Raw genomic sequence first — 23133 nt, 5'->3', positions numbered from 1 at the left:
CAGCGATGACTCGGATCAGTGGCTTGGCCGCGCTTATCGGACTGGGCATCGCGCTGGCCGGGTCACCGGTAGCGCACGCAGACAGCGTCGTCATCTGCCAGTTCAGCGTGGCCAAGCCGTTCGTCTACTCGGTCAACGGGGCCGACTACATGGGCAGCCGCGTCGACGTCAGCGATTGCCGGACCGATCTTCCCGGCACGCCGGTGACCCTGCAGATGCACCTGACCGCCTCCGGCGCGCCGCTGGAGCTGGCTGGCCCGTCGCACACCCTCACCTACACCGAGACTCGTGCGGTGCACACCGGGGACAGCTTCTCGGTCGCGTTTCCCAACGATGACCGGCTGATGCCGCTGTACCCGGGCGTCTACGGCGCGAAGATGTCGGCACGCACCGATCTTCCGGGCGAGCCGCGCGCCGAAGACCCGGAATTCTCGGACTACCAGTGCAGCACCTGGGACTTCCCGGGCATGACATGCGCGCCGGCGACCCATATCTGAACAAACCCGCAACCAGGGACCCTTATCCTGTCTTGTCATGGCGACCGCGAAAGTCGAGCGACTACTCAATCTCGTCATCGCGTTGCTGGCCACCCGCAGCTACCTGACCGCCGAGAAGATCCGGACCACCGTCGTCGGCTACGGCGACAGCCCCAGCGACGACGCGTTCTCGCGGATGTTCGAGCGCGACAAGAACGAGCTGCGTGACCTGGGCATTCCGCTGGAGACCGGCAAAGTATCGGGGTTCGATACGGTCGAGGGCTACCGGATCAATCCCGACACCTACGCCCTGCCGGCCATCGACCTGACCCGCGAAGAGGCCGCCGCGGTCGCGGTGGCGGTTCAGCTGTGGCAGTCCCCGGAGTTGCGCGCCAACGCCGAGGGCGCGGTCGCCAAACTGCATGCCGCCGGTGTCGAGGTAGACCCGAATCAGGCCGACGTGCTGGTGGCGCCGCCGACGGCGCTGCCGGGCATGCACCGCGCCGAACCGGCGCTGGGCGCCTTGATGGATGCCGTGCAGGCGGGGCGGGCCGTGCAGTTCGAGCACCGCCCCTCGCCGGTCGAGCAGTATGTCACCCGCACCGTCGAGCCATGGGGAGTGGTCACGCACGCCGGCCGCTGGTATCTGGTGGGCCACGATCGCGACCGCAACGCGGTGCGCACCTTCCGGATGTCGAGGATCGCGCCGCAGGTTCGGCAGATCGGGCCGCCCGACGCCGTCAACCGCCCCGACACCGCCGATCTGCGCGCGATCGTCGCGAACGCCGTCGGCGATGCGCCCAGCGGAGTGCAGGCCCGCATCTGGGTCGCCGATGGCCGCGCCGTGGCGCTGCGCCGGGCCGGCACGGTGCTGACCCGTGAGGCGCTGGCCGGCCGCGACGGCGACATCATCGGCGTCGACATGGGCACCCATGACCGGCTGGCGCGCGAGATCGCCGGCTACGGGGCCGATGCCGTCGTTTTGCACCCGCCGTCGCTGCGCGACGACGTGGTGGCGCGCCTGAGTGCTCGTGTGGGGGAGGTGCCGGCGTGACGCAGCTGTCGAAACGCCTGGTCCGGCTGCTGAACATGGTGCCGTATCTGAAGGCTCGGCCCGGGATCAGCAAGGAACAGGCCGCCGCCGAGCTCGGCGTGAGCCTGAGCCAGTTGCAGAACGATCTGGAACAGCTGGTGATGTGCGGCCTGCCGGGCTACGGGCCCGGCGAGCTGATCGACGTGACCTTCTACGAAGACCGCCTGGACGTGTTCGAGTCCGCAGGAGTGGATCGGCCGCTGCGCCTGACGTCGCGGGAAGCCACGGCCATGCTGATGGCGTTGCGCACCCTGGTCGACATGCCCGGCATCGTCGACCCGCGGGCCGCCCGCAGCGCGATCGCCAAGGTCGAGGAGGCCGCCGGAGCCGCGGCACCGGCGGCGCCCGTATCCGCCACACACGACGAGTCGGCCGCCGACGTGGTCCGCGACGGCGTCCAGCAACACCGCGCGCTGGCCATCGACTACTACGCGGCGTCGCGGGACAGCGTGTCGCAGCGGATCGTCGATCCGATCCGGGTGGTGTTGATCGGCGCGCACAGCTACCTGGAGGCGTGGAGCCGCGAGTCCGAGGGGGTGCGGTTGTTCCGGTTCGACCGCATCGACGGCGCGCGGCTGCTCGACGAGCCGTCGGCGCCGCCGGAGCCGGCACGCCAGGCCGAAACCGACACCTCGCTGTTCGACGCCGACCCGTCGCTGCCGGTCGCCATCGTGCGGGTGGCGCCCTCGGCCGCGTGGATGTTCGAGTACTACCCCATGCAGGCCCTCGGCGAGCTGTCCGACGGCTGGCGCGAGGCGCAGCTGACGTACGCGTCGCAGGAGTGGCTGATCCGGCTGCTGCTGGGTATGGGCGACGACGTGCAGGTGATGGCGCCGGACTCGGTGGTGGCCGGGGTGCGCCAGGCCTCGGTGGCCGCGCTGGCGATGTACGAGAAGGTTTCCAGCTTCACCTCTCCTTCGTCGAGCCTCGCTGAACCGCCGGGTTGATGACCTGCGGTAGCATCGTGGCGACGTCTGGAGGTAACCAAAGTGAACGCTTTAGGACCGTCGCACCTGGCGATCCTCGCCGTCGCCGTGATCATTCTCTTCGGCGCCAAGCGACTGCCCGATGCAGCACGCTCGCTCGGTAAGTCGCTGCGCATCTTCAAGTCCGAGGTCCGCGAGCTGCAGAGCGAGAGCAAGCCGGATTCGACTGCCACCCCGACCACCGTCCAGTCCGAGCGGGTCGATCCGCCGGCGGCCGGCGGCCAGTCGGCGTAACCCGGTCCCGCCGTCGCGGCGACCGCGCCCCATTCGACTGTGCGCACGTTCGGAGTTCTGCGGCGGCTGGATCCCCGTCAGCGGCGCAGCCGCACCAATCCCGACGGGACGATGTCTCTCGTCGATCACCTGCGGGAGTTACGTACCCGGCTGCTGATCTCGATGGCGGCGATCGTGCTGACCACGATCGTCGGTTTCGTCTGGTACACCCAGCCGCTCTTTGGGCTGGAAAGCCTCGGCGAGTGGCTGCGTCACCCTTACTGCGAACTGCCGGCCTCCGCGCGTGCGTCGATCGCGCCCGACGGGCAGTGCCGCCTGCTGGCCACGGCGCCGTTCGACCAGTTCATGCTGCGCCTCAAGGTGGGGCTGGCTGCCGGAATCGTGCTGGCCTGCCCGGTTTGGTTCTACCAACTCTGGGCGTTCATCACTCCCGGGCTCTACCACAAGGAACGGCGATTCGCGGTGGTGTTCGTCGTCTCGGCGGCCGTGCTGTTCGTCACCGGCGCCATCCTGGCCTATTTGGTGCTGGCCAAGGCGCTCGGATTTCTGCTGACTGTCGGCAGCGACGTCCAGGTGACCGCCTTGTCCGGCGATCGCTATTTCGGGTTTCTGTTGAACCTGCTGGTGGTGTTCGGGATCAGCTTCGAGTTCCCGCTGCTGATCGTGATGCTCAACATGGTCGGCGTGATCAGTTACGCCCGGCTCAAGGAGTGGCGGCGCGGCCTGATCTTCGCGATGTTCGTGTTCGCCGCGTTCTTCACCCCGGGCTCGGACCCGTTCTCGATGATCGTGCTGGGTAGCACACTGACCCTGTTGCAGGAATTCGCCATCCAGATCGCCCGGCTGCATGACAGGCGCAAGGCCAAGCGGGAGGCGGCCACCGCGCTCGGCGACGATGAAGCCTCGCCCATCGAAGCGCCCACACCGGTTACCGCGCCGCATGACTAGTCCCGTTTTCCCCGCGAGGCGGGGGCACCTCCCGCTTGCGGGGGAGCGTGTTTGTACGGCGACACGCCGGTTTGGCTGTACAACTGTGCACGCTCAGCGGACCTCGGCACGCAACCCCGACGGCTCGCCGGCATGACTGAGCTGAGTCGGTTCACCGCGGAACTGCCCTTTGGACTGGACGACTTTCAGCGTCGGGCCTGCGAGGCCTTGCAGGACGGCCGGGGAGTGCTGGTGTGTGCTCCCACCGGCGCCGGCAAAACCGTCGTCGGCGAGTTCGCGGTCCACCTGGCGCTGGCCGGCGGCGGAAAATGCTTCTACACCACGCCGATCAAGGCGCTGAGCAACCAGAAGCACACCGATCTGGTGGCCCGCTACGGCAAGGACCGGGTGGGACTGTTGACCGGCGATCTGTCGATCAATTCGAATGCGCCGGTGGTGGTGATGACCACCGAGGTGCTGCGCAATATGCTGTACGCGAATTCTCCTGCACTGCACGGGCTTTCCCACGTCGTCATGGACGAGGTGCACTTCCTGGCGGACCGGATGCGCGGCGCGGTGTGGGAGGAGGTCATCCTGCACCTGCCCGAGGAGGTGCGGCTGGTCAGCCTGTCGGCGACGGTCAGCAACGCCGAGGAATTCGGCGGCTGGATTCAGACGGTGCGCGGCGACACCTCCGTCGTGGTCGACGAACATCGCCCGGTGCCGTTGTGGCAGCACATGATGGTCGGCAAACGGCTCTTCGATCTGTTCGAATCCCGGCCAGATTCCGACGCCCGCGCCGCCGGGGGCCGGCCGCGGGTCGCCCCCGAGTTGCTGCGCCACATCGCCCATCGCCGAGAAGCAGACCGGCTCACCGACTGGGGCAGTACCCGGCGACCACGGCACGGTGGCTCCGGCCGAACGGACCGGCCGACCTACCGGCCGCCGATGCGCCCGGACGTGATCGCGGTCCTGAACTCCGCGGGTCTGCTGCCGGTGATCACCTTCGTCTTCTCCCGGGCCGGCTGCGACGCCGCGGTCAAGCAGTGCCTGCGCTCCCCGCTGCGGCTGACCACCGAATCCGAACGGGCCCGCATCGCCGAGGTGATCGACCATCGCTGTGGTGACCTGGCCGACGACGATCTGGACGTGCTGGGTTACTACGAATGGCGCGAGGGGCTGCTGCGTGGCCTGGCCGGCCATCACGCCGGAATGCTGCCGGTGTTTCGCCACACTGTCGAAGAGCTGTTCGCCGCGGGTTTGGTCAAGGCGGTGTTCGCCACTGAAACCCTGGCGCTGGGCATCAACATGCCGGCCCGCACGGTGGTGCTCGAACGACTGGTGAAGTTCAACGGTGAGCAGCACGCCGCGCTGACACCGGGCGAGTACACCCAGCTGACCGGCCGGGCCGGCCGGCGCGGCATCGACGTGGAAGGCCACGCAGTGGTGCTGTGGCACCCCGGAGAGAGCACCGCGGACCCCGACCAGGTAGCCGGGCTGGCATCCACCCGTACATTCCCGTTGCGCAGCTCCTTCGCGCCCTCGTACAACATGACGATCAACCTGGTTCAGCACATGGGACCCGAGCAGGCCCATCAGCTGCTGGAGCAGTCATTCGCCCAGTTCCAGGCCGACCGGTCCGTCGTCGGCCTGGTGCGCAGCGCCGAGCGCGGTGAGCGCTCCCTCGATGAGATCGCTGCCGAGTTCGGCGGGCGCGACTCGGCGGTGCTCGACTACGCCAGGCTGCGGGCGAAGATCTCCGAACGCGAACGCGCCCAGGCCCGGGCCTCGCGCCTGCAGCGGCGACGGACGGCCAGTGATGCGTTGGCTGCGCTGCGCCGCGGCGACATAATCAACCTCAGCCACGGCCGCCGCGGAGGATTGGCGGTGGTGCTGCAGGCCGACCGGGATTCCGATGAGCCACGGCCACTGGTGCTCACCGAGCATCGCTGGGCCGGCCGCATCTCCTCGGCCGACTACTCGGGCGCCGTCCCGCCGATCGGCACCATGAGCCTGCCCAAGCGGGTGGAGCACCGCCAGCCACGGGTGCGCCGCGACCTGGCCTCGGCACTGCGATCGGCGGCCGCCGGCCTCGATGTGCCCAGCTCACGCAAGCGCCGCGGCGACCCAGATGACGCACCGGTGGATCCGGAGCTGGCGGCGCTACGCCAACGCATGCGCGACCACCCCGTTCACGATGCGCCGGATCGCGAAGCCCAGGTGCGGGTCGCCGAGCGCTACCTGCGGGTGGAGAACGACAACGCACAGTTGCGCAGAAAGGTCGAGGCCGCCACCAATTCGCTGGCGCGTACCTTCGACCGGATCGTCGGGCTGCTGTCCGAACGCGGCTTCATCGCAGACGCCGCGGCCGACGGCGATCCCAAAGTCACCGACGACGGCCGGATGTTGGCCCGGATCTACAGCGAAAGCGACCTTTTGGTCGCCGAGTGCCTGCGCACCGGGGCCTGGCAGAACCTCAAGCCCCCGGAACTGGCTGCGGTGGTCTCCGCGGTGCTCTACGAGACGCGCGGTGCCGATGGCCCCGGCGGACCGCCGACCCTGCAGGCGCCAACCGAGGCGGTGCGGCGGGCGCTGCACCAGACCCGCAAACTCTCGGCGGCATTGCGGGCCGACGAGCGCCGGCACGGCATCAACCCGACCCGCGAACCCGACGATGGGTTCGTCGCCGCGGTCTACCGATGGGCCCGCAGCGGCGATCTGGCTTCGGCACTGGCCGCATCGGACGCTGCCGGCGGGGGGACGCCGCTGTCGGCGGGTGATTTCGTGCGCTGGTGCCGGCAGGTACTCGACCTGCTGGATCAGCTGCGCAACGCGGCGCCCAGTCCGGAGTTGCGGGCCACAGCAAAACAGGCGATCGACACGGTTTTGCGCGGGGTCGTTGCCGTTGACGCCGGGTAGGCTGGTCCGGGCGCTACGGTGGAGAGCCGGCGGTGATCAGCACCCGCTACGTGAGAGGACTTGAGGAACAACGATGAGCGGACCGCAGGGATACGACCCGACGCAGCCGTGGCAGCCTCAGCAGCCCGGACAGCCCGAGGACCAGGGCACCGGACAGGGTCCCGCAACCGGCGCTGAGCAGCAGTGGCAGCCTCCGGCCTACACGCCGCAGCAGTACCCTCAGTACCCCCAGCAGGGCGCGTATCCGTCGGCGCCGCAGCAATATCCCGGCTACCCGCAGCCCGAGCAGTACGGTCAGCCGGGCCAGTATGGCCAGCCCGGCCAGTACGGTCAGCCGTCGCCGTATGGTCAGCCCGGCCAGTATGGCCAGCCGGGGCAGTACGGTCAGCCGGGCCAGCCGGGACAGTACGGCCAGTACCCGCAGCAGCCGGGCCAGTACCCGGCGCCGGGCACCGCGACCAAGCGTCCCTCCGGAATGGTCGGCACGGTGCTCGCCGGGTGCGTGGGCATTGCTGTCCTGGTGTTGCTGGTGCTGGGATTCTGGAAGCCTGGCTTCTTCGTGACCACCAAGCTCGACATCGACAAGGCCCAGGAAGGCGTGCAGCAGATCCTGGCCGACCAGACCAATGGCTACGGCGCCAAGAACGTCAAGGACGTCCGCTGTAACAACGGGCAGAGCCCGGTGGTCAAGCAGGGCGACACCTTCAACTGCGAGGTCAGCATCGACGGGACCAAGCGTCAGGTGACCGTCACCTTCCAGGACAACTCGGGCACCTATGAGGTCGGCCGGCCCAAGTAGTTCCGGGGCCGCCTAATCCGGCAGGGCGTCGAGCGCCCGCTGGAGCCGCGTGATCGAAGAGCCGACGCCCAGGCGCTGCGCCAGCTCGGCGACCCGCGCCGGGTCGGCGGCCACCCGCGGCAAGGTGTCCGACGCTGTCGACAGGCTGACCGGCGCGTCGGTCGCCACGCGTACCACCGGACCGGCGGCCTCGATGTAGTCCTGCCCGGCCTGCAGTTTGGCCCGAACTCCCTTGGCCATAGGCGATCCCGGGTCGGCGGCCGCGGCCAGCACCGCCGCCAGCGAGCCGTACTGAGTCAACAGGCCGACCGCCGTCTTCTCGCCGATGCCGGCAACCCCGGGCAACCCATCGGAGGGGTCGCCGCGCAGCAACGCCATTTCGGCGTAGGCAGCGCCGGCCCGCTCCGGCGGCAGGCTGTAGCGTTCGGCCACCTCCTCCGGGCCGAACAGCGTCGCTTTGGCCAGACCTTGGCCCAGGTAGAGCACCGACACCGGGACCGGCTGGTCGGTGACCACCTGAAGCAGGTCGCGGTCGCCGCTGACGACGATCACCGGGTCCTGACGTTCGGCGGCCGCCAAGGTGCCCAGCACGTCGTCGGCCTCGAAGTCCGGCGCCCCGCCCGTGGCGATCCCGAATGCGTCGAGCAGCTCGGCGATCATCTCGACCTGCGGGCTCAGCTCGTCGGGCACCTCCTCGACATCGGGGACGTCAGCGCCGGCCGGAGCCTCTTCGACCACCCGGTGGGCCTTGTAGGACGGGATCAGGTCCACCCGCCACTGCGGCCGCCAGTCCAGATCCAGACAGACCACCAGCCGTCCGGGGCTCTGGCGGGTGATCAGGGTCGCCACCGAGTCGAAGAAGCCGCGCACCGCGTTCACCGGCCGGCCGTCGGGTGCGGTGATCGAGGACGGCACCCCGAAGTAGGAGCGAAACCACATACTGGCACCGTCGAGCAGCAACACGGGAGCAGTCATGGGTGCCAGCCTATTTGCCGCCCGATAGCCTGATGTGCGTGACTTCCCGGTTCGAAAGCAGTGTCTACTCTCACCGATTGAACTCCGCGGCCGCAGCTGCCGCGAATGCCGGCCTGGCCGGCCTGGTGATCACGCCCGGCTACGACCTGCGCTACCTGATCGGCTCGCGGGCCCAGACTTTCGAGCGGCTCACCGCCCTGGTGCTGCCGGCCGCTGGTGCGCCCACCATGGTGGTCCCGCGGCTGGAGCTGGCGGCGCTGCGTGAATCCGCGGTGGCCGAATTGGGGGTGGCGGTGCGCGACTGGGTCGACGGTGAGGATCCCTATCGCATGGTGGGCGAGGCGCTCGGTCAAACATCGGCGGCGGTCGCTGTCACCGACTCGATGCCCGCTCTGCACCTGTTGCCGCTGGTCGATGTGCTCGGCACAACGCCCGTGTTGGCGACCGGCGTGCTTCGTGATCTGCGAATGATCAAGGACCCCAGCGAGATCGATGCCCTGCGCAAGGCCGGCGCCGCGATAGACCGGGTGCACGCCCGGGTGCCGGAGTTCTTGGTCCCGGGCCGCACCGAAGCCGACGTCGCCGCCGATATCGCCGAAGCGATCGTGGCCGAAGGACATTCGGAGGTGGCCTTCATCATCGTGGGTTCGGGGCCACACGGTGCCGACCCGCACCACGAGTGCTCCGAGCGGGTGCTGCAAGCCGGTGACATCGTGGTCGTCGACATCGGCGGCCCAGTCGAGCCCGGATACAATTCCGACTCGACCAGAACGTACAGCCTGGGGGAGCCCAATCCCGAGGTAGCACAACATTATTCTGTGCTGCAGGAGGCGCAGCGCGCCGCGGTGGCCAGTGTTCGCCCGGGCGTAACGGCGCAACAGGTCGACGCGGCGGCGCGCGATGTGCTGGCCGAGGCCGGCCTGGCCGAATACTTTGTGCACCGCACCGGGCACGGCATCGGCCTGTCGGTGCACGAGGAGCCCTATATCGTTGCCGGCAATGACGAGGCGCTCCGCGCGGGGATGGCGTTCTCGGTCGAGCCCGGCATCTACTTTCCCGGTAAGTGGGGCGCCCGAATCGAAGACATCGTGATCGTCACCGCCGACGGCGCCGAGTCACTGAACGGCCAGCCGCACGAGCTGGTGGTGGTACCGGTCGGCTGACTACCGGTTGCCGCGGTCGAGCAGATCGGCAGAGCCCAGCACGCGTTCCACCTGCACTTCGATCACCACACGCTGCGGGTTCACCCGCGGCGTGCGGTAGCGCTGGGCGTAACGCAGCTCGGCGTCACGAACCGCTGCGGGGGCGTCGTTGACGGTGGCGCTGCCTTCCAGTGAGAGCCAGCGCGCCCCATCGACTTGGCTCAGCACGGCGACCCCGGCCCGTTCGGCGTTGACCGCCTTCTGCGAACCACCGGTGGTGATCACGCGGGCAATATGGGTCTTCGGGTCGAAGGTGAAACCCACGGCGACCACGTGCGGCGAATTATCGGCCCGCAGCGTGGTCAGCATCGCCAGGTGGCGTTCGGTGAGAAACGCCAACGCGTCACTGGTCAGTCGAGTCGTCGCGTTCGCCATCACCGCCCACGCTAGCGCAGGCGATAATCTCAGCCGTGAACGACACGGTTGACGGGCCGGTAGTGATTTTCGGCGGACGTAGTGAGATCGGCCTCGAACTGGCGCGGCAGCTCGCGCCGGGGGCGACGGTGGTGCTGGCGGCACGCTTCGCCGATCGGCTCGACGCCGAAGTCGCCGCGGTGCGCGACGCGGGTGCTGTCGCGGTGCACACGAAAGAGTTCGATGCCGACGACCTGGACGCCCACGGCGCTCTGGTGGCCGCGCTGATCGCCGAGCATGGCCCGCTAGGTACCGCCGTGTTGGCGTTCGGCGTCCTGGGCAATCAGACCCGCGCAGAGTCGGATGCGGCGCATGCGGTGGCCGTCGTGCACACCGACTACGTCGCCCAGATCAGTTTGCTCACTCACCTGGCGGCGACCATGCGCACCGCCGGCCGGGGCCGCATGGTGGTCTTCTCCTCTGTGGCTGGAGTGCGGGTGCGACGGGCCAACTACGTCTACGGTTCGGCCAAGGCCGGTCTCGAGGGTTTCGCCGGCGGACTCGCCGACGCCCTGCACGGCACGGGTGTGGGCCTGCTGATCGTGCGGCCCGGTTTCGTCGTCGGCCGGATGACCACCGGCATGGACCCTGCGCCGCTGGCGAGCACCCCGCAGCAGGTGGCGCTGGCGGCGTCCCGGGCACTGCGCAAGGGCCGACGCACGGTGTGGGTGCCGTGGGCGCTGCGCCCGTTGTTCGCCGCCCTGAGGCTGTTGCCGCAAGCCGTCTGGCGCCGAATGCCGCGGTAGGTGTCGCAGCGCCGGCCCGGGACTCGGGGAGAAAATGTTACGGAACCGTAACCTTCTACCCAGGTAGGGATTCGGCATGAATTTCGCTACAATATGCTGGCTAATGCCCGCCTAACAGGACTATAGTCGAAATCCATGGACGATCGTTTGAAGGACCCATCGGTGGTCCTGCCCTACCTAGTCGGTAGGCAGCTCCCAGCGACGGAGGTCTACGAGGCCTTCGGCTATCGAAAGTCCGCCTATTACAAGGCGGCGCACGAAGGTCGGCTGATCACAGCCGACAACCTTATCCGGGTCGCTGAGCACTTCGGCTTGAATCCGGTCGATTTGCTGGTCCGCTACGGGCTGATCTCGCGCGCCTCGGTGGCCGACTACCTGGATACCGAGCAGTCGAAGTCCGAGCTGCCCAAGCTCGCAGATTTGCATCCCATCGCGAGCCGCCCACCGCTGTAGCCGTTCGGCCATGCACGCGGGCCCTGGGGCTCCGGGCGGGTAGGTTCGCGATCATGGCCCCTACTTTCGCCCAGATCGCCAAGTCCGACTATTTGCTGCTGACCACGTTCACCAAAGATGGCCGGCCCAAGCCGACGCCGGTGTGGGCCGCTGCCGACGGTGACCGACTGCTGGTGATCACCCAGGAGTCGTCCTGGAAGGTCAAGCGAATCCGCAATACCCCGCGGGTGACGCTGGCGGTCTGCGATGTGCGGGGACGACCCAAGGGTGAGGCGATCGAGGCCGTCGCCACTGTCTTGGACAAGTCGCACAACGGCGCCGTCTATGCGGCGATCGGCAAGCGTTACAAGCTCATTGGCCCGGTGTTCAACTTCTTCAGCAAGCTGCGCGGCGGCATGCGCACCAATGTCGGGCTGGCGTTGACCCCGGCCGACGACGCTGCCGGGGCGTGATCGACTGGGTCACATATAATGGACTTTGCTCATTGAAATGAGCATTGTTGGATCGGAACCTCGACCGCTTAGGAGCCACCATGGCCACCGTCACTTCCGATCAGATCCTGGGTGACATCGTCACCGCCGACCCGTCGTCCACCCGCATCCTGAGCCGGTTCGGGATCGATTTCTGTTGCCACGGTCAGCGCACCCTCGGTGCGGCGTGCGCCGCCGACGGAGTCGACGCCGACGAACTGCTGGCCGCGCTCAACGCCACCGCACCCGGCCGGCCGGCCGACTGGGCCGAGTACGACGACCCCTCGCTGATCGCCCACATTGTCAGCACCCACCACCGATTCCTGTGGGACGAGTTCCCGCGGTTGGCGGAGTTGGTGGACAAGGTGGCGCGGGTGCACGGCCCCAACCACGCCGAACTGCTGCGGGTCCGCGACGTGTTCCATCAGCTCCGCGGCGCCATGGAGCCACACCTGCGCACCGAAGAGACGCTGTTGTTCCCCGAGATCAGCCTGCACGCGGGGCGACCGGACCGCCCGCTGCCCGACGAGGTGCGCACCGAACTGGCCGAGAACCAGCAGGAGCACGACAACGCCGGTCATCTGCTGGCCGAACTGCGTGAGCTCACCGACGGCTACACCGTCCCCGCGGACGCCTGCGCCAGCTATACCGCGATGCTGGCCGGCCTGGCGGACCTGGAGTCCGACATCCATCTGCACGTGCACAAGGAGAACAACGTGCTGTTCCCGCGGGTGCTCGCGGCGGCCGGCGCTCCGGGCTGACCTGTCACGATTCGGCGCGCAAATGCTCGCCGAAGAAGCCGAACACGCGTTGCCAGGCATCGTCGGTCGCCGCCTCGTTGTAGCCGAAGCCGGCGATGCGGATCAGCGGCTGTGCCGGCAGCTCGTTGGCGAAGCTGTGGCCCGCTCCGGGGTAGACCTTGATGTCGTGCGCAATGGCCTTGTCCTCGGCCACCCGGCGTAGCCGATCGGCGGCACCGCGACCCATCGGGTCGCGGCCTCCGAAACTGGCCACGATCGGGCAGGCGCCGTCGAGGGTCTGCTCGAGGTGGCGGGGAAGCGGCACACCGTAGAACGGCGCGGAGGCGCCGAATCCCTTGGGCGCCAGGATCAAGGCGAACTGGCCGCCCATGCAGAAGCCGGCGATACCGACCGCACCTGAGCACTCCGGCATGCCCAGCAGGTGGTCGCGGGCGGCCAGAATGTCGTCGAGGGCGCGGCCGCGCTGAGTGAGCAGCTCGCGGAACACCCTGGTGATGCAGCGCGCCCGGCCGCCCCGGGAGTACAGGTTCGGTGACAGGGCCAGATAGCCCGCTTCCGCGACACGTTCGGAGATGGCCTGCATGTCCCTGCCGTAGCCGATCGCGTCGTGAATCAGCACCACACCGGGCCACGGCCCTGGCCCAGCCGGAACATCTAGCAGCGCATCGATGGGGCCGGCGGGTGCCTCGAGGTGGATCGTCGTCATCGCCTCAGTATTGCCGTCTCGGCGCCTCGCCGCGACGGGCTGGAACCACATCACCGGCCGGAACGTTGAGGATGGCATGGTGAGCGGTGTGCTGCGGATCTTCGGTCTCTACGCCCTGGTCGAGGTGGCGGCGGTTGCCGCGTTGATCTGGACGATCGGATTCGGCTGGACGACGTTGCTGCTGCTGGGCACCTTCCTGGCCGGCCTGGTGCTGGCGAGCGGACAGATCAGGCGCCAGATCCACCGCCTGCGCAAGCCCGCAGACCCGGGTGTTCTGGCCGACAGCGGGCTGGTCACGGTCGGCACCGTGCTGGTACTGGTTCCGGGACCGGTGACCTCGCTGGTGGGTCTGCTGCTGCTGGCGCCCCCGACCCGGGCCGCCGCCCGCCCGCTGCTGGCGGCGGTGGCGGCCACCGCGCTGGGCAGGCATACCCCGCTGGTGGCTGCGGCGTCGGTCGGCCGGCAGTGGTACACCACCCGACGCGCGCCCGGGAGCGCAGCGGAGTACATCGACGCCGAGTTCATGGATGTCACCGACGTCAGTGACCCAGGGCAGCGCGCCCTTCCGGTCGGCTGACCCGCAGTCTGCGTCAACCCGTACTTTCTACGACGTGACCGTTGTGACCGGCAGGCCTGCCTCCTTACTGCTCGGCGGGCGAATCCACAGCCCGAGTCATCCCGACGCCACCGCTATGGCGGTCCGGGACGGCGTGGTGGCCTGGCTGGGCAGCGACGACGTCGGCCGTGAGCAGTTCCCGCAGGCTGAAGTGCTCGAACTCGACGGCGCGCTGGTGACACCGGCATTCGTGGACAGCCATGTTCACCTCACCGAGACCGGCCTGTGCCGCATCGGGCTGGACCTTCGGCCGGCGACCTCGGCGCAGCACTGCCTGCAACTGATCGCCGACTACGCCGCAGCCCATCCCGGCGAGCCGATCCGCGGACACGGTTGGGATGAATCCGGCTGGCCCGACGGCCGTGCCCCCGACACCGCGGCCATCGACGCTGTGGTGGGGGACCGACCCGCATACCTGTCTCGCGCCGACGTCCACTCCGCGCTGGCCTCGACCGCGTTGCGCACTCTGGTGCCGGAACTGCCGACCGGAATCGGCGCTGCCGCCCCGCTGTCCGGCGATGCCCACCACCGGGTTCGCGCCGTGGCCGGCGGCCTGCTCACCGCCGCGCAGCGAGCCGAGGCCCGGGTGGCTGCGCTGGATGCCGCCGCCGCTGCCGGGATAGCCGCGGTACACGAATGCGCCGGCCCCGACATCGGGGGCCTCGACGACTGGCGCGAACTACGAGCCCTCAGCGAAGGCGGTCACGGCGTCGAGATCGTCGGCTACTGGGGCGAAGCGGTCACCAGCGCCGCCCAGGCCCGCGAGTTGATCGCCGACACCGGCGCGCGCGGGCTCGGCGGCGATCTGTTCGTCGATGGGGCGTTGGGTTCGCACACCGCCTGGCTCCACGATCCCTACGCCGACGCAGCCGGCTGTAACGGGGTGTGCCACCTGGACGTCGACGCGGTCACCGCCCACCTATGGGCCTGCACCGAGGCGGAGGTGACCGCCGGATTCCACGTGATCGGCGACGCCGCGGTCGCCGTGGTGGTTTCGGCACTGGAACAGGTGGTGGAGAGGTTCGGGGTGCCCGCGGTGGCCCGCTGCGGGCACCGGCTGGAGCACGTGGAGATGGTCAGCGTCGAACAGGCCGCCAAGCTGGGCTCCTGGGGCGTGATCGCCAGCATGCAGCCGGCTTTCGATGCGCTGTGGGGCGGCGAAAACGGCATGTACGCCCAGCGCCTGGGCGCCGAGCGAGCCGCCGGGCTGAACCCGTTCGCGCTGTTAGCATCCCAAGGCGTGCCTCTCGCGTTCGGTTCCGACAGCCCGGTGACCGCACTGGATCCGTGGGCTGCGGTGCGCGCAGCCGCACACCACCGCACGCCGGGTAGCGCGATATCGATGCGGGCGGCTTTCGCTGCATCGACGCGCGGTGGCTGGCGAGCCGCCGGTATCAACGACGGCCTCACCGGGACTCTGGTGGCCGGTGCACCTGCGTCCTACGCGGTCTGGGACACCAGCACGCTGGCCGTCGAGGCGCCGCGCGACACCGTGCAGCGGTGGTCGACCGATCCGCGTGCTCGGGTGCCCGCGCTACCGGTGCTCGAGCCGGGCGCCAGCCCCCGCTGCCGCCGCACGGTGCACCGCGGGGAGGTCCTGCATGGCTGAGACCACGGACGAACCGGCTGCTGCAACCCCCGCGGACCCGGCCGGCGACATTCCCATAGACCCGGCCGGTGACGTTCCCGCCCACCCGGCTGCTGACGTACCCACCCACCCATCCCGCACCGGGCCGAATCGGCTGGAACGGTTGGGCATCGCCGCGGCCGATCGCTGGGCGCAGCTGGCCGCAACGGTGGCTGCGGGCATGCTGTTGCGGTCCAGCTTCCCCCCGCTGAACTGGTGGTGGGCCGCGATCGTGGCGTTCGCGCTGCTGGGCTGGGTGCTCGTTCGCCGAGAGACCACCGTCGCCGGCGGATTCGGATACGGCCTGCTGTGCGGCCTGGCGTTCTATCTCCCGCTGCTGCCGTGGGTGGGCGGGCTGGTCGGCCCGCTGCCCTGGCTGATGCTGGCGTTGATGTGTGCGCTGTTTCCCGCCCTGTTCGGCTCGGCGGCGGTCGCAGTGCGCTCCTTGGCCGGCTGGCCGATCTGGTTCGCGCTGCTGTGGGCAGCCCAAGAATGGGCCAAATCGGTGTTCCCGTTCGGTGGGTTCCCTTGGGGGGCGGTGGGGTACGGCCAGACCGCTGGACCGTTGCTGCCCTTGGTCGCACTCGGTGGTGTTCCGCTGTTGTCGACCGGAGTGGCACTGATCGGTTACGCCGGCACCGCTCTGACGATGGAGATCGTGCGGTGGCTGCGGACACCACCTACCCCCGACTCAACCGACCGCCCGCCGGCGGTGCTGGTGCCCGGACTCTGTATCTGCCTGGTGATGCTGACCGCGGTCATGGTGTGGCCGGGGGTGCGCCGTTCCGGCGTGGGCGCCGGCAACGAACCGTCGATCACGGTGGCCGCGGTCCAGGGCAATGTGCCGCGGCTCGGGCTCGACTTCAACGCCCAGCGCCGGGAGGTACTGGACTATCACGTCCGCGAAACCCTGCGGTTGGCAGAGGACGTCGCGGCCGGACGCGTCCCGCAACCACTGTTCGTGGTCTGGCCGGAGAACGCCTCGGACATCGACCCGTTGACCAACATCGATGCCGCCCAGCAGATCACCGTCGCCGCCCAAGCAGTTGACGCCCCGATCCTGGTGGGCACGGTGCGTGCCGCGCCCGGCTGGAGCCGGGACAATCCGGTCGCCTCGAATTCGGTGCTGGTGTGGGATCCGCGCACCGGGCCGGGGGAGAGCCACGACAAGCGGATCGTGCAACCGTTCGGTGAGTATCTGCCGTGGCGCGACTTCTTCCGCCACCTGTCCGGCTATGCCGACCGGGCCGGGTACTTCGTTCCCGGGCACGGCAACGGGGTGGTTCATGTCGCCGGCGTCCCGGTCGGGGTGAGCACCTGCTGGGAAGTGATCTTCGACCGGGCGCCGCGCCAGTCGGTGCTCGCCGGCGCCCAGATGCTGACGGTACCGACCAACAACGCCACCTTCGATCAGACGATGAGCGACCAGCAGCTGGCGTTTGCCAAGGTGCGCGCTGTCGAGCACGATCGCTACGTCGTCGTCGCCGGAACCACCGGGATCAGTGCGGTGATCGCCCCCGACGGCCGTGAACTGGCCCGTACCGCCTTCTTCGAGCCCGCCTACCTCGACAGTCACGTGCGGCTCAAGACCACGCTGACGCCGGCGACCCGGTGGGCGCCAGTACTGCAATGGGTGCTGCTGGGAGCGGCCGTTGCGTCCCTGCTGGCCGCCATACGGCAAAATGGAAACTTCATGCGCGGTCCGATTACGCGACGTCATTTCAAGCGGGGCCGCACCGGCGCCGATGCGGAGAATGGGAGGAGCGGCGCCGATGAGTGAGCGTCCCAGCCTGCACACTCTGGTGGTCATCCCCACCTACAACGAGTTGGAGAACCTGCCGATCATCCTGGACCGGCTACAGCAGGCCCGTGCGGGAGTCCACGTCCTCGTCGTCGACGACGGCAGCCCGGACGGTACCGGGAAGCTGGCCGACGAGCGGGCCGCGGCCGATCCCGCGCGCATTCATGTGATGCATCGGACCTCGAAGGCCGGACTGGGCGCGGCCTACCTAGCCGGTTTCGCCTGGGGCCTGGAGCGCAACTACGAGGTGATCGTGGAGATGGATGCCGACGGCAGCCACGCGCCCGAACAGCTCTACCGGTTGCTGGATGCCATCGACGCGGGTGCCGATCTGGCGATCGGATCGCGCTACGTCGATGGCGGGACGGTGCGAAATTGGCCGGTGCGCCGGCTGGTGCTGTCCAAGACCGCCAATACCTATGCGCGCCTGCTGCTGGGCGTCCGAATCCACGACATCACCGCCGGCTACCGCGCCTACCGGCGCGGAGTGCTGGAGAAGATCGGCCTGGATGCGGTCGACTCGAAGGGATACTGCTTCCAGGTCGACCTCACCTGGCGGGCGGTCAACAGCGGGTTCACCATCACCGAGGTGCCGATCACGTTCACCGAACGTGAGCTGGGCGTGTCGAAGATGAGCGGCTCCAACATCCGCGAAGCGATGGTCAAGGTCGCGCGGTGGGGGATCGGCGGCCGGGTGAACCGGCTCCGGGGTGCGCGCGGCTGAGGCTCACTGCCGGTGGCGGTGCCGTTGGCGCGGTGCCATGGCCAACGGTGAGGCCGAAAAGTTCTCTGATGTCGTCACCTTGGTAGGCGTTGCAGTCGACGGTGATACCGGCGATGAGTGCGCGGTTGGTGAACTGCCACGCTGCCGGGGCAACACCGCCGTACGGTAGCCAGCCGCTGCCAGAGGCACCGCCGGAGTTTTCGTAGATTACCGATGCGTACCCGGGTCCGTCGGGGTAGGCCGATGAGACCAGTGCGTTGGCCAGGTTGACCAGACTGCCGCCTCCCTGGCGGTGCCAATACCACTGCGGGTAGTAGCCCAGCTGGACGGTGACGCCGGCGTTGTTGAACGCGTTCACCACAGCAGTCAGGTTGGCGAGGTTGCCCCCGCCGTTCTCCCAGTCCAACATGGTCCGTGCACCGCCGTTGTTGCCCAACCAGGTTTGTGCCTGCGCCTCGGGATCGTCGGTCGTCACGTAGTGGTAGCCGATCAGCGGAAAGCCGTCGGCCACGCACCACTGTTGCACCGTGGGCCAGTATGGGTCTTCGTAGTAGTTGCCCTCGGACACCTTGTGGCACAGGCCGCTGAACCCCTCGGGTGCAAGCTGTTCAAGAAAGCGGACGGCGTCGCGGTCTGACTGCCAGTTGTTGTTGCTGCAGTCCGGATAGAACAGCGTCACGACGGCTTCCAGTGGCTGGTGTGGGCAAGACGCTTGGTCACCCGGATGAGGCCGTCGCGTTCACGACGCACCTGCCAGCGCAGCCCGTCGTCGGTCCGGATCGCTGTGGCCACAGCGCCGGCCTGCCGCAGAACCTGCCCGACGCGAGTCGGGCTTCCCAGCTTGTTCATCGCGTAGATCGTCCCACCGGGGTCGAATGATGCGGCTTGATGCGACGAACCGCCCAGATCACTCCGCCGCAGCGGTGCAGGTCAGGCAGGCAGCCGTGTCGTCGGGGCTTTCAGGAGGCCGTCAAGTGGTTCGACACCTGCAGCGCTCAGCCGCGCCGCTTCGTCTTGATCAGCTCCAGGCGCTCCTTGAGCAGCTCCTCGAGCTCTTCGACCGAGCGGCGCTCGAGCAGCATGTCCCAGTGGGTGCGCGGCGGCTTGACCTTCTTCGGCTCGGGCACGTCGCCCTCGAGCAGGGTGCCTTCCAGGCCGTTACGGCACATCCAGGTGCCGGGGATCTCCGCGTCGTCGGCGAAGGGCACCTCGAACTCTTCACCGTTGTCGGTGCGGTAGCGCGCCATCCGACGCGGCGCCAGGTCGTGGTTGCGGTCGGTCTCGTAGCTCACGGCTCCCAGCCGACTGCCCCGCAGAACACGATCAGCCATGGCCCACTCTCCTTATGCCTATTGGTGAAAAATGCCTCGCGAGTGTCAACGCGAGCGAACCCTCTGAAGTTCCCGGCGCATATGGCGCGACCTCTCATGATACCGGGAACGTCGCGGTCTCCGGACTAAGGTGTGCGACGTGCCTCGCAGTCCCCGCCCCCAACCGTGCCGATGGTGCGGCCGCGACGTGGGCGACGCCGGGATCGGCCGGCGGCGGCAATACTGCCGGCAGTCCTGCCGGCAGCGCGCTTACGAGCAGCGTGCCCTGATCAGCAGCGGGAAGACGACCGCGCTGACGCCGGACTCCGTGGTGCTCTCCGCAGACGAAGCGACCGCCCTGTCCGACCGGGTCTATCAGGTGCGATGTGCGGCCGAGGACATCGCGACCGCCTTGTCCGAAGACGCTCCCCACGATGAGCTGCGGAAACTGTGCGACACGCTGCTTCAGGCCGTCGATTCTGCCGACCGCTGGCGCTGATCGTCAGCTGGCGCAGCTGAACTGTTCGCCGGCGTCGGCGGGCGGCGGTACCGGGTGCAGGCAGCCGAAAGTCCCGATGCCCGCCGGGCGCAGCAGCACCGCCGACCGGTGGGCGTAGTTCACGCAGATCAGCCCTACCTGATCCGCCCGACAGCGGTAGTCGCCGAACGACAACGAGGACCCGTCCGGCAGCTGCGCCCCGTCGCCGTGCACAAACCGGCCCGGATCGCCGTGTGCGGAGCCCACCCGCAGCGTGTTGCCGCCGAAGTCGACCCAGCCGCCCTTCCACTCGCCATAGATGTCGGCGGGTTGCGCCGGCGGGTTCGCCAGATCCACCACGCAGGCCAGGGCGCTGTCGGGGGAACCGGAATCGCTGATGCAGGTGGTGGCGCGGCGGGGCGCAGCTGCCACCGTGAAGGCGACATCATCGATGAGGTCGGTGACCTCACCGTCACGGGTGGCCTTGTGGTACGCGGCGGCGTCGACGGGGTGGCCGGCTTCTATCCAGGCGATGACGTCGGCGATCGCTGCGCCCTCAGCAGGGGGAGCCAGCGGCCCCGGCGGCTTCGCCGACGTTGACGTCACCGACGTCGACGGCGGGGCTGCGCTGGCGGGAGACGTCCCAGTCGAAGTCGGCTCCGGCGCTTCGACCTTGGCCCCCGAACATCCGGCGATCAACAGCAATACGGCGATCAGCCCGGTGAGACGCATGCCGTTAGGCTAACCGGCCCTGTCTAAGCGGCGGTCCAGCCTCACCTCTCCTTCGTCGAGGTTCGCTAACCACCCTGCTCAAGCGGCGGTCCAGCCTCACCTCTCCTTCGTCGAGGTTCGCTAACCACCCTGCTCAAGCGGCGGTCCAGCCTCACCTCTCCTTCGTCGAGGTTCGCTAACCACCGGGTGATTCGCTACCGTTCGCCTCATGCATAACCACCCTGTGCAGGCCCGCATCGCCACCGGCGTTGTGGAGGGTTTCGTTCGCGACGGGGTGCGCAGATGGCGATCCATCCCCTTTGCACGACCACCGGTGGGCCCGCTGCGGTTTCGGGCGCCCCAGCCGGCCGAATCGTGGTCGGGGGTGCGCCATTGCCACGGATTCACCAATTGCGCGCCGCAGGAACGGTTCTATACGGTCCTGGGCCCCGGCCGGTTCCAGCCGACCAGCGAGGACTGCCTGACGCTCAACGTGGTGGCCCCGGAGGACGCCGACGCGGGCCCGCTGCCGGTCATGGTGTTCATCCACGGTGGCGGCTACATCATGGGCAGCTCGGCCACCCCCATCTATGACGGCGCGGCGCTGGCCAGGCGCGGCTGTGTGTACGTCTCGGTCAACTACCGACTGGGTGCGCTGGGGTGTCTGGACCTGTCGTCCCTGTCGACGTCCGAAGTCACCCTGGACAGCAACCTGTACCTGCGCGACCTGGTGCTCGCCCTGCGCTGGGTCCAGGAGAACGTCGCGACGTTCGGTGGCGACCCCGACAACGTCACCATCTTCGGGGAAAGCGCGGGGGCGCACGCGGTGGCCACCCTGTTGGCGGTGCCCGCCGCGCAAGGCCTGTTCGCCCGTGCGATCGCCGAAAGCCCGGCCGCCGGGCTGGTGCGCAACACCGACATCGCCGCCGCCTTCGCCGAGCGATTCGCCGCGCTGCTCGGGGTGCGGCCGTCCGACGGCGCCCAGACGCTGCTGCGCGTGACGCCGTCGGAGCTGCTGGCCGCCCAGGACCGATTGATCGCCGACGGCAACCGGGACATGCTGGGCGCGTTTCCGATCGGCCCGGTCTGCGGCGACGACGTTCTGCCGGTGGATCCGGTTGAGGCGATGCGGCAGGGAACAGCCCACCGTGTTCCGCTCATCGTGGGCAGCAACGCCGATGAGGGGCGCCTGTTCACCCGGTTCTTGAGGATGCTGCCGGTCGACGAGCCAATGGTGGAGGCGGTCCTGGCCGGCACCGACGCGGGGGTGCGTGATCGCATCATCGCCGCCTATCCGGACTACCCGAAGCGGGCGGCCTGCGTCCGGCTCGGCGGTGATTTCGCCTTCAACGCTGCGGTGTGGCAGATCGCCGAAGCCCATGGCACCCACGCACCCACCTACGTCTACCGCTACGACTACGCGCCGCGGATGCTGCGCTGGTCGGGCATGGGTGCCACCCACGCGACCGAACTGTTCGCGGTGTTCGATGTGTACCGCAGTGGCGGGTTTGGTCGGCTGTTGACCGCCGGCGCGGACCGCCGGACGGCGTTGCAGGTCAGCAAGCAGGTGCAGCGCCGCTGGGGCGCGTTCAGCCGGGCGGGGGTGCCGGGCGAGAACTGGCCGGCCTATACCTCCGACGATCGCGCCGTCATGGTGTTCGACCGCAAGACCCGTTTGGAATACGACCCGGCCCCCGAGCGCCGGAAGGCCTGGCAGGGCTTCTCGCTAGCCCACTGACGGTCAGGCGCGGGTCACCCGGGTACCGCCGGCCAGCTCGTCATGCTTGCCCTGCTTGGTCGGGCTGCCGCTGATCGTCACGGCGATCACGACATAGGCCACGAAGGCCAGCAGCGCACCCAGATAGGGGACCACGGCCAGCAAGGTGAACGAGTTGCGGATGGCCGACTGCGAAGCCGTCGGCTTCGACACCCCGTCGGGCCCGTGCACCGCCAGCCCGAGCAGGCGCTTGCCCGGGGTAGCCCCCTGAGTCACCTCGAACAGTACGAAGTAGCCGAACGTCAGCGCCCCGGAGAACAGGCCGGTCACCAGAAACGGGTAATCGTCGGAGAACAGGAACACCGACAGGAAGAACGCCACGATGCCGACCAACACACCGTCGAGCACGCGGGCCCAAAAGCGCCTGCCCAGCCCGCCCGGTTGCTGTCCCCATCCGGGCTGCGGACCCCAGCCCTGCGGGGGCGGATAGCCGCCGGGCTGACCGTATCCGGGTCCATATCCGGGACCATTCGGGCCGAAATCGCCGGTTGTCATCAGATTCGCTCCTGACCACGTTGGATGTTCGCCAATGTACCGTGACCAACAGGGGCGGAAGCGGTTTCTGCGGAGGGCGAAACGACGCGCTGATGTACCAGATCGCGGTGGCGCTCATCGTCGCGTCGCATCTTGCGTTCGTCGGCTACGTCGTGGTCGGCGGCTTTCTCGCCGTGCGGTGGCCACGCACCCTGTGGCTACATGTAGCGGCGGCATTCTGGGCGGTGCTGATAGTGGTAGCGCACCTGGACTGCCCGCTGACCTGGCTGGAGCGCCGGGCGCGCGCCGCCGCCGGAATGGCCACGCTGCCGCCGGATGGATTCATCGCCCACTATCTGACCGGTGTGCTGTACCCGCCCGCGTGGACCACCGCAGTCGAGGTCGCGGTGCTGGTAACGGTCCTCAGCTCCTGGGCGCTGTGTGGCCGAGAAGC

Annotated in this window: 26 protein-coding genes and 1 pseudogene; 19 read left to right on the top strand and 8 right to left on the bottom strand. The window is 68.7% G+C overall.

Going from position 1 to position 23133, the window contains the following annotated elements; translation table 11 throughout:
* Nucleotides 1-5: 5 nt before the first annotated feature.
* From ACKY0W_RS11220 to ACKY0W_RS11190, 7 genes are all read left to right on the top strand, one after another.
* Nucleotides 6-497, top strand: coding sequence for a hypothetical protein (locus tag ACKY0W_RS11220; RefSeq protein ID WP_409437603.1), 492 nt, complete (start codon nt 6-8; stop codon nt 495-497).
* Nucleotides 498-534: 37 nt separating this feature from the next.
* Nucleotides 535-1530: a helix-turn-helix transcriptional regulator gene (locus ACKY0W_RS11215; RefSeq protein WP_409437602.1), complete on the top strand. Its 996-nt coding sequence runs from the start codon at nt 535-537 to the stop codon at nt 1528-1530.
* On the top strand, nt 1527-2516 hold the full coding sequence (locus tag ACKY0W_RS11210; protein WP_409437601.1) for a helix-turn-helix transcriptional regulator: 990 nt from the start codon (nt 1527-1529) through the stop codon (nt 2514-2516). Before ACKY0W_RS11215 ends, ACKY0W_RS11210 begins: the two co-directional genes overlap by 4 nt.
* A gap of 42 nt (nt 2517-2558) precedes the next feature.
* Nucleotides 2559-2789, top strand: coding sequence for a Sec-independent protein translocase subunit TatA (gene tatA, locus ACKY0W_RS11205; RefSeq protein WP_409437600.1), 231 nt, complete (start codon nt 2559-2561; stop codon nt 2787-2789).
* A 39-nt stretch (nt 2790-2828) separates the two neighbouring features.
* Nucleotides 2829-3737, top strand: a complete 909-nt coding sequence (tatC, locus tag ACKY0W_RS11200) for a twin-arginine translocase subunit TatC (RefSeq protein ID WP_409437599.1) — start codon at nt 2829-2831, stop codon at nt 3735-3737.
* A 132-nt stretch (nt 3738-3869) separates the two neighbouring features.
* On the top strand, nt 3870-6635 hold the full coding sequence (locus ACKY0W_RS11195) for a DEAD/DEAH box helicase (protein ID WP_409437598.1): 2766 nt from the start codon (nt 3870-3872) through the stop codon (nt 6633-6635).
* Between the two features lie 73 nt (nt 6636-6708).
* Nucleotides 6709-7434, top strand: a complete 726-nt coding sequence (locus ACKY0W_RS11190; RefSeq protein WP_409437597.1) for a DUF4333 domain-containing protein — start codon at nt 6709-6711, stop codon at nt 7432-7434.
* A gap of 12 nt (nt 7435-7446) precedes the next feature.
* Here the strand turns inward: ACKY0W_RS11190 and ACKY0W_RS11185 are convergent, their stop codons facing one another.
* A complete protein-coding gene (locus tag ACKY0W_RS11185; protein ID WP_409437596.1) occupies nt 7447-8409 on the bottom strand; it encodes a 5'-3' exonuclease H3TH domain-containing protein in 963 nt (320 codons plus the stop codon).
* A 32-nt stretch (nt 8410-8441) separates the two neighbouring features.
* On the opposite strand from ACKY0W_RS11185, the gene ACKY0W_RS11180 reads away from it, so the two are divergent.
* Nucleotides 8442-9572 carry a M24 family metallopeptidase gene (locus ACKY0W_RS11180; RefSeq protein WP_409437595.1) on the top strand — a complete coding sequence of 377 codons (1131 nt, stop codon included), beginning with the start codon at nt 8442-8444 and terminating at the stop codon, nt 9570-9572.
* On the opposite strand, the gene ACKY0W_RS11175 is transcribed toward ACKY0W_RS11180, so the two are convergent.
* Nucleotides 9573-9986: a F420-dependent biliverdin reductase gene (locus tag ACKY0W_RS11175; protein ID WP_046284039.1), complete on the bottom strand. Its 414-nt coding sequence runs from the start codon at nt 9984-9986 to the stop codon at nt 9573-9575. It lies immediately after the preceding gene.
* A 35-nt stretch (nt 9987-10021) separates the two neighbouring features.
* Here ACKY0W_RS11175 and ACKY0W_RS11170 point away from each other — a divergent pair, with 35 nt between their 5' ends.
* The 4 genes from ACKY0W_RS11170 to ric all read left to right on the top strand — a co-directional run bounded on the left by ACKY0W_RS11170 (nt 10022) and on the right by ric (nt 12455).
* The gene (locus ACKY0W_RS11170; RefSeq protein WP_409437594.1) at nt 10022-10771 is read left to right on the top strand and encodes an SDR family NAD(P)-dependent oxidoreductase; all 750 of its coding nucleotides are present in this window, start codon (nt 10022-10024) and stop codon (nt 10769-10771) included.
* Between the two features lie 135 nt (nt 10772-10906).
* Entirely contained in the window at nt 10907-11224 is a 318-nt protein-coding gene (locus ACKY0W_RS11165; RefSeq protein WP_409437593.1) for a hypothetical protein, read from the top strand.
* 53 nt (nt 11225-11277) lie between these two features.
* Nucleotides 11278-11676 (top strand): PPOX class F420-dependent oxidoreductase, encoded by a 399-nt coding sequence (locus tag ACKY0W_RS11160; RefSeq protein WP_409437592.1) that lies wholly within the window; start codon nt 11278-11280, stop codon nt 11674-11676.
* An 80-nt stretch (nt 11677-11756) separates the two neighbouring features.
* Nucleotides 11757-12455: an iron-sulfur cluster repair di-iron protein gene (gene ric, locus ACKY0W_RS11155; protein WP_409437591.1), complete on the top strand. Its 699-nt coding sequence runs from the start codon at nt 11757-11759 to the stop codon at nt 12453-12455.
* Between the two features lie 4 nt (nt 12456-12459).
* Here the strand turns inward: ric and ACKY0W_RS11150 are convergent, their stop codons facing one another.
* Entirely contained in the window at nt 12460-13161 is a 702-nt protein-coding gene (locus ACKY0W_RS11150; protein ID WP_409437590.1) for a dienelactone hydrolase family protein, read from the bottom strand.
* Between the two features lie 79 nt (nt 13162-13240).
* On the opposite strand from ACKY0W_RS11150, the gene ACKY0W_RS11145 reads away from it, so the two are divergent.
* The 4 genes from ACKY0W_RS11145 (at nt 13241) to ACKY0W_RS11130 (ending at nt 17929) form a co-directional block, all read left to right on the top strand.
* On the top strand, nt 13241-13738 hold the full coding sequence (locus tag ACKY0W_RS11145) for an FxsA family protein (protein WP_409437589.1): 498 nt from the start codon (nt 13241-13243) through the stop codon (nt 13736-13738).
* Between the two features lie 115 nt (nt 13739-13853).
* Complete coding sequence (locus ACKY0W_RS11140; protein WP_409437737.1) at nt 13854-15386, top strand: amidohydrolase; 1533 nt, start codon at nt 13854-13856, stop codon at nt 15384-15386.
* A complete protein-coding gene (lnt, locus tag ACKY0W_RS11135) occupies nt 15379-17184 on the top strand; it encodes an apolipoprotein N-acyltransferase (RefSeq protein ID WP_409437588.1) in 1806 nt (601 codons plus the stop codon). Before ACKY0W_RS11140 ends, lnt begins: the two co-directional genes overlap by 8 nt.
* On the top strand, nt 17177-17929 hold the full coding sequence (locus tag ACKY0W_RS11130) for a polyprenol monophosphomannose synthase (protein WP_409437587.1): 753 nt from the start codon (nt 17177-17179) through the stop codon (nt 17927-17929). The genes lnt and ACKY0W_RS11130 overlap by 8 nt, the downstream gene beginning before the upstream one ends.
* On the opposite strand, the gene ACKY0W_RS11125 is transcribed toward ACKY0W_RS11130, so the two are convergent.
* From ACKY0W_RS11125 to ACKY0W_RS11115, 3 genes are all read right to left on the bottom strand, one after another.
* A complete protein-coding gene (locus ACKY0W_RS11125; RefSeq protein WP_409437586.1) occupies nt 17868-18608 on the bottom strand; it encodes a GH25 family lysozyme in 741 nt (246 codons plus the stop codon). The genes ACKY0W_RS11130 and ACKY0W_RS11125 overlap by 62 nt on opposite strands.
* Nucleotides 18605-18778, bottom strand: coding sequence for a hypothetical protein (locus ACKY0W_RS11120; protein ID WP_409437585.1), 174 nt, complete (start codon nt 18776-18778; stop codon nt 18605-18607). The genes ACKY0W_RS11125 and ACKY0W_RS11120 overlap by 4 nt, the downstream gene beginning before the upstream one ends.
* 146 nt (nt 18779-18924) lie before the next feature.
* Nucleotides 18925-19260: an RNA polymerase-binding protein RbpA gene (locus tag ACKY0W_RS11115; protein WP_046314905.1), complete on the bottom strand. Its 336-nt coding sequence runs from the start codon at nt 19258-19260 to the stop codon at nt 18925-18927.
* 139 nt (nt 19261-19399) lie between these two features.
* On the opposite strand from ACKY0W_RS11115, the gene ACKY0W_RS11110 reads away from it, so the two are divergent.
* Nucleotides 19400-19738: a hypothetical protein gene (locus tag ACKY0W_RS11110; RefSeq protein ID WP_409437584.1), complete on the top strand. Its 339-nt coding sequence runs from the start codon at nt 19400-19402 to the stop codon at nt 19736-19738.
* A gap of 3 nt (nt 19739-19741) precedes the next feature.
* On the opposite strand, the gene ACKY0W_RS11105 is transcribed toward ACKY0W_RS11110, so the two are convergent.
* Nucleotides 19742-20449 carry a hypothetical protein gene (locus tag ACKY0W_RS11105; RefSeq protein ID WP_409437583.1) on the bottom strand — a complete coding sequence of 236 codons (708 nt, stop codon included), beginning with the start codon at nt 20447-20449 and terminating at the stop codon, nt 19742-19744.
* Nucleotides 20450-20657: 208 nt separating this feature from the next.
* Between ACKY0W_RS11105 and ACKY0W_RS11100 the strand changes: the two genes are divergently transcribed.
* On the top strand, nt 20658-22166 hold the full coding sequence (locus ACKY0W_RS11100; protein ID WP_409437582.1) for a carboxylesterase/lipase family protein: 1509 nt from the start codon (nt 20658-20660) through the stop codon (nt 22164-22166).
* 3 nt (nt 22167-22169) lie between these two features.
* On the opposite strand, the gene ACKY0W_RS11095 is transcribed toward ACKY0W_RS11100, so the two are convergent.
* Nucleotides 22170-22700, bottom strand: a complete 531-nt coding sequence (locus ACKY0W_RS11095; protein ID WP_406757033.1) for an RDD family protein — start codon at nt 22698-22700, stop codon at nt 22170-22172.
* Nucleotides 22701-22792: 92 nt separating this feature from the next.
* Between ACKY0W_RS11095 and ACKY0W_RS11090 the strand changes: the two are divergent.
* Nucleotides 22793-23107: pseudogene (locus ACKY0W_RS11090) on the top strand (DUF2784 domain-containing protein); the annotation flags it as partial.
* Between the last annotated feature and the right edge of the window lie 26 nt (nt 23108-23133).

Source organism: Mycobacterium sp. SMC-14 (genome assembly GCF_046250075.1).
GTDB lineage: Bacteria > Actinomycetota > Actinomycetes > Mycobacteriales > Mycobacteriaceae > Mycobacterium.
This window is presented reverse-complemented; position numbering and strand designations above follow the sequence as displayed.

Coding starts and splice junctions, on each gene's coding strand:
- ACKY0W_RS11220 (WP_409437603.1), top strand. CDS start 6: ATGACTCGGATCAGTGGCTTGGCCGCGCTTATCGGACTGGGCATCGCG.
- ACKY0W_RS11215 (WP_409437602.1), top strand. CDS start 535: ATGGCGACCGCGAAAGTCGAGCGACTACTCAATCTCGTCATCGCGTTG.
- ACKY0W_RS11195 (WP_409437598.1), top strand. CDS start 3,870: ATGACTGAGCTGAGTCGGTTCACCGCGGAACTGCCCTTTGGACTGGAC.
- ACKY0W_RS11190 (WP_409437597.1), top strand. CDS start 6,709: ATGAGCGGACCGCAGGGATACGACCCGACGCAGCCGTGGCAGCCTCAG.
- ACKY0W_RS11185 (WP_409437596.1), bottom strand. CDS start 8,409: ATGACTGCTCCCGTGTTGCTGCTCGACGGTGCCAGTATGTGGTTTCGC.
- ACKY0W_RS11180 (WP_409437595.1), top strand. CDS start 8,442: ATGTGCGTGACTTCCCGGTTCGAAAGCAGTGTCTACTCTCACCGATTG.
- ACKY0W_RS11175 (WP_046284039.1), bottom strand. CDS start 9,986: ATGGCGAACGCGACGACTCGACTGACCAGTGACGCGTTGGCGTTTCTC.
- ACKY0W_RS11165 (WP_409437593.1), top strand. CDS start 10,907: ATGGACGATCGTTTGAAGGACCCATCGGTGGTCCTGCCCTACCTAGTC.
- ACKY0W_RS11160 (WP_409437592.1), top strand. CDS start 11,278: ATGGCCCCTACTTTCGCCCAGATCGCCAAGTCCGACTATTTGCTGCTG.
- ric (WP_409437591.1), top strand. CDS start 11,757: ATGGCCACCGTCACTTCCGATCAGATCCTGGGTGACATCGTCACCGCC.
- ACKY0W_RS11150 (WP_409437590.1), bottom strand. CDS start 13,161: ATGACGACGATCCACCTCGAGGCACCCGCCGGCCCCATCGATGCGCTG.
- ACKY0W_RS11140 (WP_409437737.1), top strand. CDS start 13,854: ATGGCGGTCCGGGACGGCGTGGTGGCCTGGCTGGGCAGCGACGACGTC.
- lnt (WP_409437588.1), top strand. CDS start 15,379: ATGGCTGAGACCACGGACGAACCGGCTGCTGCAACCCCCGCGGACCCG.
- ACKY0W_RS11130 (WP_409437587.1), top strand. CDS start 17,177: ATGAGTGAGCGTCCCAGCCTGCACACTCTGGTGGTCATCCCCACCTAC.
- ACKY0W_RS11120 (WP_409437585.1), bottom strand. CDS start 18,778: ATGAACAAGCTGGGAAGCCCGACTCGCGTCGGGCAGGTTCTGCGGCAG.
- ACKY0W_RS11115 (WP_046314905.1), bottom strand. CDS start 19,260: ATGGCTGATCGTGTTCTGCGGGGCAGTCGGCTGGGAGCCGTGAGCTAC.
- ACKY0W_RS11105 (WP_409437583.1), bottom strand. CDS start 20,449: ATGCGTCTCACCGGGCTGATCGCCGTATTGCTGTTGATCGCCGGATGT.
- ACKY0W_RS11100 (WP_409437582.1), top strand. CDS start 20,658: ATGCATAACCACCCTGTGCAGGCCCGCATCGCCACCGGCGTTGTGGAG.
- ACKY0W_RS11095 (WP_406757033.1), bottom strand. CDS start 22,700: ATGACAACCGGCGATTTCGGCCCGAATGGTCCCGGATATGGACCCGGA.